Origin of the sequence: Chryseobacterium artocarpi (assembly GCF_001684975.1) — a bacterium.
In the GTDB taxonomy this organism is placed as follows: domain Bacteria; phylum Bacteroidota; class Bacteroidia; order Flavobacteriales; family Weeksellaceae; genus Chryseobacterium; species Chryseobacterium artocarpi.
The window spans coordinates 391,686-405,968 of sequence record NZ_MAYH01000023.1; the positions used below are offsets into that span (position 1 = coordinate 391,686).

A 14,283-nucleotide genomic window follows, 5' to 3' on the forward strand; every position below is an offset into this window, starting at 1 on the left:
TCCTCATACAAATGATCAAACAGGCACTTTTAGGTGAATTTTTGCATGAAGCAGAAAACACCAGAAAAATTTTAAAAGCAATCCCTGACAGCGCTTTAGACTGGAAACCGTCTGAGAAAAACTGGACAACAGCTCAGTTAGCTTCTCACATTGCTGAAGTTTACAACTGGTACGACTCTACCTTCAACCAGGATGTTTTTGACATGGGAGAATATCAATACGACAAAGGTGATATCTCCAAAGCTGAAAATATTCTTGCCAAATTTGAAGAAAATGTAGCTCAGGCACAAAAAGTTCTTGAAAATTCAGATGAAAACACTTATTTCAATGAATGGAAAATGGAAATGAACGGAAATGTACTTTTCCCTCCTTCACCAAAAGTTCAGGTTGTAAGAGGTTTTCTGTTTAATCATTTGTACCATCACAGAGGTGAACTGGTTGTTTATCTAAGATCTACCGGTAATAAGGTTCCCGGACTTTACGGACCCACCGCTGATGATAAGATGTAAATACAATCATTTTATTTGATATACGAATGCCATATGTTTTATACATGTGGCATTTTTCTTTTCTGGAAACGTCTTTTCAATCATATACAATGTTCTACATAGTAAATTAAACATAAAGTCTAAAATTTTCTTAAATAATTTTGTTTTTCGTAATATATTTTTTATTAATTTCGATTTACCATAATAAAAACAAATATTTAATATGAAAAGACAATTAACCCTGATTGGAATGCTCCTAATCACTGGAGTTTCCTATGCACAGACTGACCGTCTTTGGTCTCAAGACTCTAAAAGAACTTCTTCGGAGATCTTTGAAAACAAAACAAACATTAATAATCCAAAGGTTTACAGCCTCGACATCAACGGATTAAAGAACGCTTTAGCAAAAGCACCCAAAAGACTGGCAGCCGGTGAAAAATCAGAGATTATCATCTCTTTCCCAAATTCTGAAGGAAAAATGGAAAACTTCAAGGTAAGGGAAAATTCCAACTTTACTCCTGAATTGGCAGCAAAATATCCGGACATCAAATCCTACATAGGACAAGGTCTTGAAGATCCCAATTCTACAGTTTATTTCAGTGTGTCTTCACTAGGATTATCTTCAATGGAGATATATGGTGACAGATCAGCGGTATTCATTGAGCCTTATTCAAAAGATCTTTCAACGTATGTAGTATACAAAAAGTCTGATAAGAAAGATGATTTAAGCAAATTTGAATGTACAGTAATAGATGTAGCCAAAAAAGGAGCGAATAATGCAGACCTTGCGGCAAGACCAAATGCCGATGATGCGAAATTAAGAACATTCAGACTGGCATTGTCAACTACAGGAGAATATACAGCTTATTTCGGAGGGACAAAAGCTCAGGCTTTAGCTGCCATCAATAATACTATGACCCGTGTGAACGGTGTTTTCGAAAAAGATTTTGCTGCAAGAATGGTATTAATTGCCAACAATGACGCTGTTATCTATACCAATGCTTCTACAGACCCTTATTCTGCCGCTTCAGGAATGAGCAGCTGGAATTCACAGTTACAAAGCACTTTAACATCTGTAATCGGAGAAGCTAATTACGATATAGGACACTTATTCGGGGCTTCCGGAGGTGGAGGAAATGCGGGTTGTATCGGTTGTATCTGTACAAATGGCTCAAAAGGTAGCGGTTACACCTCTCCTGCAGATGCCATTCCATCAGGAGATAACTTTGATATAGATTATGTGGCTCACGAAATGGGGCATCAATTCGGAGGAAATCATACTTTTTCTATGAGTAATGAAGGAACAGGAGCTAATATGGAGCCAGGTTCCGGATCTACCATCATGGGATACGCAGGGATTACCAGCCAGGATATCCAACCCCATTCTGATGCATTTTTCCATGCAATAAGCATTCAACAGATCACTAATAATATTAAAGCTAAAACCTGCTCGGTAAATACAAATACAGGAAATTCTATTCCGACAGCTAATGCAGGTCTTGATTATACTATTCCGAAAGGAACTCCATTTGTACTTAACGGCACAGCAACAGATGCAGACGGAGATTCTTTAACTTATATCTGGGAACAGATGGATAATGCGTCTTCTTCTCAAACAGGCGCAAGTTCGGCAGCAAGTGCTACAAAAGCTTCAGGACCTAATTTCAGATCATGGGCTCCAACTACGGTTCCTACAAGATATTTCCCAAGAATGGCTTCCATATTGACAGGAGCAACCACAACTGCCGGTTCTGAAATTACTGTTGAAGCACTTTCTTCAGTAGCCAGAACACTCAATTTCAGATTTACCGTTCGTGATAATAAAGCAGGAGGCTCAGGAAATAACTCCGATGATGCAGTAATCACTGTTAACAGCACTGCGGGACCTTTTCTTGTAACATCACAGAATTCAGCAACTACCTATGCGGGAGGAAGCTCACAAACTGTAACATGGGATGTAGCAGGAACTACCGCTAACAATGTAAATACTGCTAACGTAGATATTCTTTGGTCTACAGACAACGGAACTACTTGGACTACTCTATTATCAGGAACTCCAAATGATGGTTCACAGGCTGTAACAATTCCTAATGCTACTACCACTACAGGAAGAATTATGGTAAAAGGATCTAATCATATTTTCTTTGATGTAAACAATGCCAATATTTCAGTAAATGCTGGTTCAGGAACACCTGATACTGTTGCACCTACAGCACCTACCCTTGCGGCTTCAGGAACTACCTCTACAAGCACAAACCTATCTTGGTCTGGAGCTACAGACAATGTGGGAGTTACAGGTTACGATGTATATCAAGGATCTTCATTGATTGGTTCTACAGCTTCCACCACTCTTACTGCAACAGGATTGACTCCTTCTACAACATACAGTTTCTCTGTGAAAGCAAAAGATGCAGCAGGTAATACTTCTTCTTCAAGTAACACAGTAAGCGTTACTACTCTTGCAGGAGGAGGTACAGTTACTTATTGTTCATCTTCCGCATCTAATACAGCTGATGAAAGAATTGGAAATGTAAGCTTCGGAACGATCAATAATACGTCAACAGGAACTGCAGGTTATGAGAACTTCACTTCTGTTTCTACAAACGTTACCAGAGGGAACTCTTACACTATCTCTATCACGCCGGTTTGGACATCTACCAAATACAGCGAAGCTTATGCTGTTTACATTGATTACAATGGTGACGGAGACTTCACAGACAGCGGAGAATTAGTTTGGACAAAAGCTGGATCTACCACTTCTCCGGTTACAGGATCTATTACGATTCCTGCAACTGCTGCAATTGGCTCAACAAGAATGAGAGTCATGATGAAGTACAGCTCAATCCCTACATCTTCATGTGAAGCTTATACCTATGGACAAGTGGAAGATTATACGGTGAATATCGTTTCTTCAGGAAGAGGTGATTTGTCTAACACTAATGATCTGATCACAGGTATTAAGCTATATCCGAACCCTGCAAAAGATATCATGCATATTTCAAATACATCATCTGAAGATTACAAAATCTTCGATATGGGTGGAAAACTAATTGACTCAGGAAAACTTCAGAGAGGTACAGTAAATGTAAGTAACCTGGTAAAAGGTGCTTACATGCTCCAAGTTGGAGAAAAGGCTCAAAGATTCATTAAGAACTAATAGTCTATTAAAATTTTAAACGATGTGAAGACTGCTCTGTATAAGGGCAGTCTTTTTTTTATTTATTATCAACGAGTTATACATTTCACTTATTTCTTATTTTAAATTATTCTAAAGAAAAATTATTTTTTTACTAATATTTTAACTAGTTTTGAACTGCAAAAATTCACGGCAACATGAAAAAACAATTATTAATGATGGGGATGCTGGTGTTATCTGGCGTTTCTTTTGCGCAAACAGACCGTCTATGGTCTAAAAGATCTGAGAAAAATTCCTCGCCCATTCTTGAAAACATGAAAAGTATTGATAATCCAAGAGTTTTTCATCTGGATATTGATCGTTTAAAGAATTCATTGGCAAAAACGCCAAAAAGATTAACTGAAAAATCGGGAGTTACAATTTCTTTTCCAAACTCCAATGGAAAAATGGAAGCTTTCAAGGTAACTGAAAATTCAAATTTCACTCCTGAGCTGGCAGCCAGATACCCTGATATCAAATCTTACGTAGGACAAGGTGTAGAAGATCCTTCTTCGACTATTTACTTCAGTATTTCCTCTTTAGGGCTTTCTTCAATGGAAATTTATGGAGATAAATCTGCGGTCTTCATTGAACCTTACACCCAAGATCAGTCAACTTATGTAGTATATAAAAGATCTGACAGAAAAGATAACTTAAACAAACTTGAATGTAAAGTTCTTGAAACAGCACAAAAAGACACTTCCGGTCTTATCAGTGCAAAGAATGCCAATGATGCTACTTTAAGAACATTCAGATTAGCGCTTGCCTGTACGGGAGAATATGCAGCGTTCTTTGGTGGTACTAAGGCACAGGCTTTAGCAGCAATGAACAATACACTTACCCGCGTAAACGGTATTTTTGAAAATGACTTTGCTGCAAGAATGGTCTTGATTCCCAATAATGATGTTATTGTCTATACCAATGCTTCAACAGACCCATTCTCTCCATCCGGACAAATGAATAGATGGAATCTTGAGCTCATGAATGCTTTGAGTTCTACCATTGGTAATGAAAACTTTGACATCGGTCACTTGCTGGGTGCAACAGGAGGCGGTGGGGATGCAGGCTGTATCGGCTGTATATGCAGTGATGATATGGGAACCTACCTTAATATGGGAACTTATCCTGATAATTATAAAGGTGCCGGATATACTTCTCCATCCAATGGAATTCCTTCAGGTGATACTTTTGATATCGATTTCGTAGCTCATGAAATGGGACATCAGTTCGGTGGAAATCACACATGGTCTTATAGTACACAAACGGATTTACAGCCTGTAGAACCGGGCTCTGGATCTACTATTATGGGATATGCTGGTATTACCGGATATGATGTTCAGGCTCATTCAGACCCTTTCTTTCATGCCCGAAGCATTGAACAGATTACCGATAATATTAAAACAAAAACATGTTCTGTAAACTCTCCTACCGGAAATTCAATTCCTACGGCGGATGCGGGACAAGATTATACGATTCCTAAGGGTACTCCCTTTGTGCTTACAGGTTCCGGAACGGATGCTGACGGGGATTCACTTACTTATATCTGGGAACAGATGGATAGAGGAACGTCTTCTCAAACAGGAAGCAATTCTGCGGCTACTCCTACAAAAACTTTAGGACCAACTTTCAGATCATGGACACCTACAACATCTCCTGTAAGATACTTCCCACGAATGTCAACTGTGTTAGCCGGCTCAACCAAAACAATGGGAGCAGAAATAGACGTAGAAGCCTTATCTTTAGTATCAAGGAACTTAAATTTCAGATTTACCGTTAGAGACAACAGATTAGGAGGAGCAGGAAATAATTCGGATGATGCAAAAATAACAGTAAATGCAGCAGCTGGTCCTTTCATTGTGACTTCACAAAGTGATGCCATCTCTTACACAGGAGGAAGCTCACAAACTGTGACGTGGAATGTTGCAGGAACCACAGCAAACAACATCAATGCTGCCAATGTAGATATTCTTTGGTCTACAGACAATGGAAATACGTGGACTACTCTATCAGCAGAAACTCCAAATGACGGTTCAGAATCTGTAACGATTCCAGATACAGCAACTACTTCCGGAAGAATTATGGTAAAAGGAAGTAACCATATTTTCTTTAACGTGAATAAGGCAAATATATCTGTAACAGAATCAGGAAAACTATCCACTGTAGAAACTGGTTTTACTAAGTCTACAGAAATAAAGCTGTACCCTAACCCTGTGAAAGACATTCTTAGGTTATCCAATACAAATTCCGAGGATTACAAAATCTATGATATGTCAGGAAAACTGGTAATGTCAGGAAGCCTTCAGCAAGGAACAGCTGACGTAAGAATATTGGTAAAAGGAAATTATGTAATCCAGATTGGAAAATTCTCCAAGATATTCATCAAAGAATAAATCTATATTTACCATAAAAAAAGCTGCTCTTTAAAAGGGTAGCTTTTTTGATTTTAAATAAGTCGCATGATTTAAAATACAGCATATATGCTATTAAATATTTTAATACAAAACATTAATATTTATTCAATTAATTCTTAAATAATGTTTTATTATAAATAATTTCACTAGTTATTGACTTTTTAATTAAATTTACCATTCAATACATTACTTTTAGTTGTACCGTACTCTAATTTGTATTTAAGGGAATTTTACCTGTGCTTTTCAGGCAATATACAGGTTTATTTCGTTGACAGAAATTGATTGGTTATACTTTAAAAGTTATTCTAAGTTACAAAGTGCAATTTTAGCCCTCTTTATATTTAAATCATTTTTACAAAGCCATAACGGTAAAAGACACCTGCCATTCCCTGATAATACTTAATTAATTTTTTACATAATTTAAAATTTATTATATGAAACATTTATTTAAGTACTTTTTTATTTTAACGATTGCCTCTTTTTCAATTGCCTGTAGCTCAGACAGAGATGAAGAAGTTGACAACAATCCTGTAAAAATTGTATTCTACAAAAACGCAGATGAACTTGCTGCCACCTATGATACAGCCGGAACCGTAAGTGCCACCATCAGAAATCAGGCATACGATTTATACAAACAGGGAAAATGGAGCGAACTTGAAGCTCTTTTCAAAGCAAATAACCTGAACGGAGGCTGGCCACCGGCAAACGGAGGTTATAATATTGTAGATGATGTACCTTTTGTAGCGGGACAAAAATTCGACAGATACAGCGGGGCTATCGGAAGCTATGACGGAACGGGTGTTCCTACATTGGGAGGAAGCTTTACAAGTCCTATCATTAACGGATATGTATATACCTTTACTCAAAGAGCATTAAATCAGCCGGAAAACAAATATGATTTCTATTACGAGATTGATGTGGTAAATAATGCACTCCCTTTCAAATCACAAACTGCGGATATTATCCCTTGGTTTAATATGGAAGGTAAAGGCAAACAAACTATGTGGAAAATTCCGATTGATATTGCAACAGGATATCAAAAAACATGGAATAAATTAGCCGAAGAAGGTTATGTAAAAATCACCATCAAAAAAAGTCCAAGCGGCAAATACCCTAATAGTGTAGGAACCGTTATTCAGTAAAAATAAATTCAGATGTATTCAATATCAAAAAAAATAAGCATTGGTAAAAAAGCAGCTCTAGCAAAAGACAGATTTGTCAATGATGAAGCAATTCCGGCTGCGATTACTCAATTTACATGCTGTAACTGTAATCATGAAAATACCATTAAAATATTTCCTTATCAATCAGGGTTTCCAATCATTCAGGTTTATCATGAAGATAAAGTTTTACCTAAATCCGAATTATTAAAAAACGGAATGGTTGCAGAAACTTCACAAAGGATGATCCATTTGGGAGAGCTGACAGTAAATGATTTACCAACTCTATATTTCGGAACAGATTGCCCATCATGCCAGTCAAAATATATTTGCGTATTCAGTTACGGGGAAAGACAACCGGGATTAGAAATCTTACAAATCTCAGGAATCTGGGAGTATCAGGAACTGGAACAACTGAAATTGAACACATTACAAAACAAAGCTACAACTTTAGAGTTGTAGCTTTTTTATAGTTTTAGTTTAAAGCTTATAACTTGTATTTTTAATCAAAGATTAGTACAAATAAATACATATAAATAATCAAGCTTATTTACCTCGGACATTTCACCATTAACGAATCGTTTTCTATCTTTGTCATAAATAAAAAAATTCATGGATAAAATTGATAGTTTGAACCAAGTAGCAGAATTCCATACTACTTTCAAAGCCCCTATTCTAGACACCCCACAAATTCCTTCTCCTGAAAGATGCAACCTGAGAGTTGAACTTTTACAGGAAGAATTAAACGAACTTAAGCAGGCAATTGCAGATAACAATATCGTAGAAATTGCTGATGCTCTTTGTGATTTACAATATGTTTTGAGTGGTGCCGTTCTGGAATTCGGTCTTGGCAATAAATTTGTAGAACTATTCAACGAAGTTCAGCGTTCTAATATGTCTAAAGCATGTGACAATGAAGAGCAGGCTAATGAAACCGTTGAATTCTATAAAGAAAAGGAAGTAGAATCTTTTTATGAAAAGTCTGGTGAAAAGTTCAACGTTTACAGAAAAGCAGACCATAAAGTATTAAAAAACAAATACTACTCTCCTGCTGATCTAAAGTCAATTATTGAGAAATAAAATATGAAAAAATTTATTACAAACCTTGTTGCCGTTTCAGGTCTATTTTTAGCGACCCAGCAGCTTAGCGCTCAAAAAGTAGTGGTAAACCGCGAAGTAAATACAGAAAAAGACGGCAAAATGCTTTTGGGACATCAGCTGAAAGAGCAGTTCTTAAAGGCTCCCTATGCAGATTGGTATGTAAAAGAACACGATGAATATGCTTTGGATCAAAAAGCAATCAGTGAACTGAAAAAAGAAAGACTTGGATCTTATGATATCATTGTTTTCATGGGAACCTGGTGTGAAGACAGCCACAGAGATATTCCAAGATTAATGAAAATATTGGAAGAAGTAGGTTTTCCGGAAAGTAAGCTCACCATTATTGCGGTAAACCGTAAAAAAGAATCTCCAACAGGAGATGAATCTCTATATAATGTACAGAAAGTACCTACCATTATCCTGAAAAGATATGGCAAAGAAGCCGGAAGAATTATAGAAATGCCTACTACCGGTTATATTGAAAGAGATATGGTTGAAATCCTGAAAAAGAATGATTCGTCTGTAATTAAAGATATTTTTAAATAGATTTTGAGAAATTATAAAACAATTTTATCATTTGCAGCCGGTGCCGGAGTGATGGTACTGCTCTTTTTTGGTCTTAAATCCTGTCTTAACCTTGGAAAGAAAACGGAGAAATCAGATTATTATATTCTGACCAACCAGATCTCCAAGATGAATAAGATGGTAGTGATAGAACAGAACAGTTCTACCATGCAGAAAACCAAAATGGGTTATGAATTTCTTGGAAAAGAAGTTTCAAGTAACAGTATCATTACCTATACCAAAACCAATGCTCAGGTTTCTTATGATCTTAATAAGATGAAGCTTGAAGTGGATTCCATCAATAAAAAGCTGATCATTGCAGAACTTCCTGATGCAGATATAAGAATTACACCCAGTGTGGAAATTCAATCGCTGGATGATTCATTTTTTAATAGAATTTCTGAAAAAGACATTAAAAATGTAACTACAAAAGCGAAGGAAACTGCGGTTAAATCGATTGATCAGAATCAATTAAGAAGTGAAGGACGCAAACAATTAATGGAAAATCTTGATAATATTTTCGTTTTGGCAAAAGCTTTGAATTATACTATAGAAGATAAGACCGGAAAGATCGGTGTTCTTGGACTCTAAATAATTCAGGCAATGGACTCAAAAGGAAACAGCAAAAAGAAAGAATCTGCCAATACAGCAGAGACTAAAAAGCAGAATCAGGATTTCCAGAATATTCCTGCTTCATCGAAAAAGGTTAATCCCCCTGACATTGACAAAGAAGACATTCAAAAATCTTCTAAAAACAAATCAGGAAAAACGGATAATACAAAGGAATAAGATAAACCAATGAAGGTTGATTTTAATTTCAGTTTTAGAATAAAAAACAAAAGGTTCTGTCTCTATATGAGGCGGAACCTTTTTAATTCTATTTATTTAAAATTATTGTAAAGAAATATTACCGTTTAAAAAGTCGAAAGGCTCTGTATCATATGAAACAGAACCTTTCTTCTAACTATCTATCTAAGTGAACTTTTTTATTTATACAATGGTAGATTTACCGATTTTTACATTTTCAAAATTATAATATGATTTTTCAGAATATTTAATGTGATCCGCAATGAAGCTTCCCACTTCGCTTGTAGAATAATATTGTTTGCTGTTAAGATCTATGGTAACATACTTATTTTCAATAGCATGCTCTACAGATTGTCTCAGTTTATTAGCGGCAGCATGAAGATTAAGATGATCCAGCATCATTGCTACACTTAAAATGGAAGCTATCGGATTAGCAATGCCTTTTCCTTTCGCCTGTGGATAAGAACCGTGGATAGGCTCAAATAAAGCATTACTCTCTCCTACTGATGCAGACGGAAGCAAACCGATGGATCCACCAATTACACTTGCTTCATCAGAAATAATATCACCAAACATATTCTCTGTTAAAATAACATCAAACTGTTTCGGATTGATAATCAGCTGCATCGCTGCATTATCTACAAACATATAATCCAATTGTACATCAGGATATTCAGAAGCAATTTCCTGACAGATTTTTCTCCATAGCCTTGAAGTATCCAGCACATTCGCTTTATCAATTAATGTCAGCTTTTTATTTCTTTTCTGCGCTTCCTGGAATGCCATATGAGCAATCGGAAGAATATCTTCTCTGCTGTATTTACAGATATCATAAGCGTAAGCCCCCTCAGGATCAGTAAATTTTTCACCGAAATAAATACCGCTTACCAATTCTCTGAAGATCTGAATGTCTGCTCCTTCAACAATTTCTCTTTTCAATGGGCTTTTTTCAATCAGAGAGGCATATGTCTTTAACGGACGGATATTCGCAAATAATCCTAACTCTTTACGAAGTTTCAATAATCCCTGTTCAGGGCGTACTTTTGCTTCCGGATTATTATCAAATGCAGGATCACCAATCGCTCCAAAAAGCACGGCATCAGATTCTTTACAAATTTTTAAAGTTTCATCTGGCAAAGGATTTCCTGTTTTAAAAATAGCTTCAGCACCGATCAATCCATAATCAAACTGAAATTTATACTGGAATGCTTCCGCAATTACATCTAATATTTTGATGCTTTCACTGATGATTTCGGGACCTATTCCATCTCCGGGAAGTACTGCGATTTTAAAATAATTGTTGCTCATTTGTTTTTTGTGTTTTTAGTTCAAAATTTGTGATCGCCTGTTTTTTGCTGATTAAAAAATCAATATCGTCATAGCCGTTTAATAGGCATATTTTTTTATATGAATCAAGTTCGAAAGTTTCTGTAGTATCTTTAAAACTGATAGACTGCAATTCTACATCAATGGCAATTTCATTATCCGGATTTTCATTAATTCCTTCCAAAATCTCCTTTAAAAATTCTTCAGAGACTTTTACTGGAAGAAGTCCGTTATTGAGAGCATTTCCTTTAAAAATATCTGCGAAATAACTGGATATAATCACCTTAAAACCATAATCTGTCAGCGCCCATGCCGCATGTTCACGGCTACTTCCACATCCGAAATTATTCCCTGCCACCAGAATTTCACCACTGAATTTTGAATTGTTTAAGACAAAATCAGGATTGGGTTCATTGGTATGAATATTAAACCTCCAGTCTCTGAACAGATTTTCTCCAAAACCTTTCCTGTCTATACTTTTCAGGAATCTTGCCGGAATAATCTGGTCTGTATCTATATTTTCTGCAGGCAGAGGAACTGCACTGGATTTTATTATAACTAATTTTTGCATGAATTCTTTTTAATTTAAACTTTCAAAAGCAGAAATTCTACCTTCTATTGCGGCTTTTGCTGCTGTAAGCGGACTTGCCAGGATTGTTCTCGCTCCCTGCCCCTGTCTTCCTTCAAAGTTTCTGTTGGAAGTAGAAACACAATATTCTCCTTCAGGAATTTTATCATCATTCATCGCCAGACAAGCTGAACATCCGGGCTGGCGGATCTGAAACCCCGCATCATTGAATATTTTATCCAAACCTTCTTCATAGATCTGCTTTACCACCTGCTGAGATCCGGGAACAATCAACGCTTTTACAGCTTCTGATTTACTTTTTCCTTTGATATACTGAGCCGCAGAGCGGAAATCTTCAATTCTTGCATTGGTACAGCTTCCTATAAACACGTAGTTTACCTTAATGCTGGATGGCGCTTGTCCCGCTTCCAATCCCATATACTTTAATGCCTTTGCTTCCGATTCATTTTGTGGCGCAGGAATCGTTTCATGAATTGATATCCCCATACCAGGATTAGTTCCGTAAGTAATCATTGGATAGATTTCTGAAGCATCAAAGCTTAATTCTTTATCAAAAACAGCACCTTCATCAGTTTTCAAGGTGTTCCAGTAAGCAACTTTTTCATCCCATTCTTCACCTTTTGGAGCAAACTTTCTACCCTGAACATATTCAAAAGTAACTTCATCAGGAGCAATCATTCCTCCTCTTGCTCCCATTTCGATGCTCATATTACAAACGGTCATTCTTCCTTCCATCGACATTTCTTCGAAAACATTTCCGGCATATTCACAGAAATATCCTGTTCCGCCATCTGTTCCGATCTTTGAAATGATATACAGAATCACATCTTTAGGCTGAACATTTTCATTAAGCTTACCATTCACGGTAATTCTCATAGACTTTGGTTTGTTAAGCAACAAACACTGGCTGGCAAATACCTGAGCTACCTGACTGGTTCCAATTCCAAAAGCGATGGCTCCAAAAGCGCCATGCGTTGAAGTATGGCTATCACCACAAACAATACTCATTCCCGGCTGGGTAATCCCCAATTCCGGAGCAATAATGTGAACGATTCCCTGGTACTGATGTCCCAATCCGAATAATTCTATATTATTTTTCTGACAATTTTCCGTTAATTGCTGAACCTGATTTCTTGATAATTCATCACGGATAGGTTGTTCCTGATGAAGTGTGGGTACATTGTGATCAGCTGTTGCTACAATCTGCTCAGGTCTGAATATTTCAAGGTTTCTGGACTCAAGCTCTGCAAAAGCCTGTGGACTGGTAACTTCGTGAATCAGGTGTTTATCAATATATACGATTTGTGGTCCGTCCGGAACCGTGTCTACAACATGAGCGTCCCAAACTTTATCAAAAAGTGTTTTTTTATCGTTGTTCATTTTTACTTTTACTTGAATTATATCAAACTCTATCCTATTTTTCGGCTACAAACTTCCATGATCAGAGCCAAATCATCGTTTCCTACTTCTTTCTTCAGGTCTGCTATTTTTAGAAACTCCTGATACAAATAATCCAGTTCATTCTTCGTAACATCAAAACCGATATGTTTAAATCTATAGGCAAGTGCAGAACGTCCGCTTCTTGCCGTAAGAATAATAGATGATTCATTCACTCCTACCTCAGACGGATCAATGATCTCATAAGTTTCCCTGTTTTTGATCACGCCATCCTGATGAATTCCTGAGCTGTGGGCAAATGCATTAGCTCCTACAATAGCTTTATTCGGCTGTACAGACATTCCCATCAGATCAGAAACCATTGCACTCATTTCATTTAGCATTCTTGAGTTTACGTCGGTATACAGATTTAAATCTTTATGTTGTTTTAAGATCATTACAAATTCTTCTAACGCTGTATTTCCGGCTCTTTCACCTAAACCGTTGATTGTACATTCAATCTGGCGTGCCCCGTTGATGGCTCCGGAAATTGAATTCGCAGTTGCTAACCCCAAATCGTTGTGGCAATGACATGATAAAACAGCTTTTTCAATACCTTTTACATTCTCTCTCAGATATTTTATCTTCTGTCCGTATTCTTCCGGAAGGCAATATCCTGTAGTATCCGGAATATTTAAAACGGTCGCTCCGGCTTTGATGACTGCTTCACAAACCCTTGCCAGATACTCATTATCTGTTCTTCCCGCATCTTCCGCATAGAATTCAACGTCTTCTACATAGCTCTTTGCATATCTTACAGCTTCTGCTGCGCGTTCAATGATATTTTCCCTTGTTGAGTTGAATTTATATTTAATATGAGAATCAGACGTTCCGATTCCGGTATGTATCCTTGGTCTTTTTGCATATCTTAAAGCTTCAGCTGCGGCATCAATATCTTTTTTATTGGCTCTTGTGAGTCCGCAGACCTTTGCATTTCTTACGAGTTTTGAAATTTCAGAAACAGATTCAAAATCTCCAGGGCTGGAAATCGGAAAACCTGCTTCAATGATATCAACTCCCAATTCATCAAGCTTTTCAGCTATAATAAGTTTTTGTTCCGTGTTTAGTTTACACCCAGGAACCTGTTCTCCATCTCGCAGCGTGGTATCAAAAATTTCAATTTTTTCGGAATTCATAAATGAAGTTTTTTACTTAATTTTGATCCAAAACTACAGCTTGCAATATTTTTTGATTTTTATTTTTCCTGAAAATTACAATATTCAAT

13 protein-coding genes are annotated in these 14,283 nt (G+C 36.7%); 9 read left to right on the forward strand and 4 right to left on the reverse strand.

What is annotated here, in order from left to right; genetic code table 11:
• Positions 1–11: 11 nt before the first annotated feature.
• The 9 genes from BBI01_RS09785 (at position 12) to BBI01_RS09825 (ending at position 9,688) form a co-directional block, all read left to right on the forward strand.
• Positions 12–509 carry a DinB family protein gene (locus tag BBI01_RS09785; protein WP_065394487.1) on the forward strand — a complete coding sequence of 166 codons (498 nt, stop codon included), beginning with the start codon at positions 12–14 and terminating at the stop codon, positions 507–509.
• Positions 510–711: 202 nt separating this feature from the next.
• Complete coding sequence (locus BBI01_RS09790; protein ID WP_065394488.1) at positions 712–3,645, forward strand: reprolysin-like metallopeptidase; 2,934 nt, start codon at positions 712–714, stop codon at positions 3,643–3,645.
• 176 nt (positions 3,646–3,821) lie between these two features.
• Positions 3,822–6,053 carry a zinc-dependent metalloprotease gene (locus BBI01_RS09795; RefSeq protein WP_065394489.1) on the forward strand — a complete coding sequence of 744 codons (2,232 nt, stop codon included), beginning with the start codon at positions 3,822–3,824 and terminating at the stop codon, positions 6,051–6,053.
• 455 nt (positions 6,054–6,508) lie between these two features.
• Positions 6,509–7,216: a glycohydrolase toxin TNT-related protein gene (locus BBI01_RS09800; RefSeq protein WP_065394490.1), complete on the forward strand. Its 708-nt coding sequence runs from the start codon at positions 6,509–6,511 to the stop codon at positions 7,214–7,216.
• A gap of 12 nt (positions 7,217–7,228) precedes the next feature.
• Positions 7,229–7,696 carry a hypothetical protein gene (locus tag BBI01_RS09805; RefSeq protein ID WP_065394491.1) on the forward strand — a complete coding sequence of 156 codons (468 nt, stop codon included), beginning with the start codon at positions 7,229–7,231 and terminating at the stop codon, positions 7,694–7,696.
• Positions 7,697–7,846: 150 nt separating this feature from the next.
• The gene (locus tag BBI01_RS09810) at positions 7,847–8,314 is read left to right on the forward strand and encodes a pyrophosphohydrolase domain-containing protein (RefSeq protein WP_065394492.1); all 468 of its coding nucleotides are present in this window, start codon (positions 7,847–7,849) and stop codon (positions 8,312–8,314) included.
• A 3-nt stretch (positions 8,315–8,317) separates the two neighbouring features.
• A complete protein-coding gene (locus BBI01_RS09815; protein WP_065394493.1) occupies positions 8,318–8,881 on the forward strand; it encodes a TlpA family protein disulfide reductase in 564 nt (187 codons plus the stop codon).
• 3 nt (positions 8,882–8,884) lie between these two features.
• Positions 8,885–9,490, forward strand: a complete 606-nt coding sequence (locus BBI01_RS09820; RefSeq protein WP_065394494.1) for a DUF4230 domain-containing protein — start codon at positions 8,885–8,887, stop codon at positions 9,488–9,490.
• Between the two features lie 12 nt (positions 9,491–9,502).
• Positions 9,503–9,688, forward strand: a complete 186-nt coding sequence (locus BBI01_RS09825) for a hypothetical protein (RefSeq protein WP_065394495.1) — start codon at positions 9,503–9,505, stop codon at positions 9,686–9,688.
• A 201-nt stretch (positions 9,689–9,889) separates the two neighbouring features.
• On the opposite strand, the gene leuB is transcribed toward BBI01_RS09825, so the two are convergent.
• Genes leuB through BBI01_RS09845 form a run of 4 tightly spaced genes read right to left on the reverse strand, consistent with a single transcriptional unit; the run spans position 9,890 to position 14,194 of the window.
• A complete protein-coding gene (gene leuB / locus BBI01_RS09830; RefSeq protein WP_065394496.1) occupies positions 9,890–11,014 on the reverse strand; it encodes a 3-isopropylmalate dehydrogenase in 1,125 nt (374 codons plus the stop codon).
• Entirely contained in the window at positions 10,995–11,603 is a 609-nt protein-coding gene (gene leuD, locus BBI01_RS09835; RefSeq protein ID WP_065394497.1) for a 3-isopropylmalate dehydratase small subunit, read from the reverse strand. The genes leuB and leuD overlap by 20 nt, the downstream gene beginning before the upstream one ends.
• 9 nt (positions 11,604–11,612) lie before the next feature.
• Positions 11,613–13,001 (reverse strand): 3-isopropylmalate dehydratase large subunit, encoded by a 1,389-nt coding sequence (gene leuC, locus BBI01_RS09840; RefSeq protein WP_065394498.1) that lies wholly within the window; start codon positions 12,999–13,001, stop codon positions 11,613–11,615.
• 29 nt (positions 13,002–13,030) lie between these two features.
• Entirely contained in the window at positions 13,031–14,194 is a 1,164-nt protein-coding gene (locus BBI01_RS09845) for a 2-isopropylmalate synthase (protein WP_083190064.1), read from the reverse strand.
• Positions 14,195–14,283: the final 89 nt, after the last annotated feature.

What these genes read in the sequence shown, in the direction of transcription:
- BBI01_RS09785 (WP_065394487.1), top strand. Translation starts at nt 12, where the DNA reads ATGATCAAACAGGCACTTTTAGGTGAATTTTTGCATGAAGCAGAAAAC.
- BBI01_RS09790 (WP_065394488.1), top strand. Translation starts at nt 712, where the DNA reads ATGAAAAGACAATTAACCCTGATTGGAATGCTCCTAATCACTGGAGTT.
- BBI01_RS09795 (WP_065394489.1), top strand. Translation starts at nt 3,822, where the DNA reads ATGAAAAAACAATTATTAATGATGGGGATGCTGGTGTTATCTGGCGTT.
- BBI01_RS09800 (WP_065394490.1), top strand. Translation starts at nt 6,509, where the DNA reads ATGAAACATTTATTTAAGTACTTTTTTATTTTAACGATTGCCTCTTTT.
- BBI01_RS09805 (WP_065394491.1), top strand. Translation starts at nt 7,229, where the DNA reads ATGTATTCAATATCAAAAAAAATAAGCATTGGTAAAAAAGCAGCTCTA.
- BBI01_RS09810 (WP_065394492.1), top strand. Translation starts at nt 7,847, where the DNA reads ATGGATAAAATTGATAGTTTGAACCAAGTAGCAGAATTCCATACTACT.
- BBI01_RS09815 (WP_065394493.1), top strand. Translation starts at nt 8,318, where the DNA reads ATGAAAAAATTTATTACAAACCTTGTTGCCGTTTCAGGTCTATTTTTA.
- BBI01_RS09825 (WP_065394495.1), top strand. Translation starts at nt 9,503, where the DNA reads ATGGACTCAAAAGGAAACAGCAAAAAGAAAGAATCTGCCAATACAGCA.
- leuB (WP_065394496.1), bottom strand. Translation starts at nt 11,014, where the DNA reads ATGAGCAACAATTATTTTAAAATCGCAGTACTTCCCGGAGATGGAATA.
- leuD (WP_065394497.1), bottom strand. Translation starts at nt 11,603, where the DNA reads ATGCAAAAATTAGTTATAATAAAATCCAGTGCAGTTCCTCTGCCTGCA.
- leuC (WP_065394498.1), bottom strand. Translation starts at nt 13,001, where the DNA reads ATGAACAACGATAAAAAAACACTTTTTGATAAAGTTTGGGACGCTCAT.
- BBI01_RS09845 (WP_083190064.1), bottom strand. Translation starts at nt 14,194, where the DNA reads ATGAATTCCGAAAAAATTGAAATTTTTGATACCACGCTGCGAGATGGA.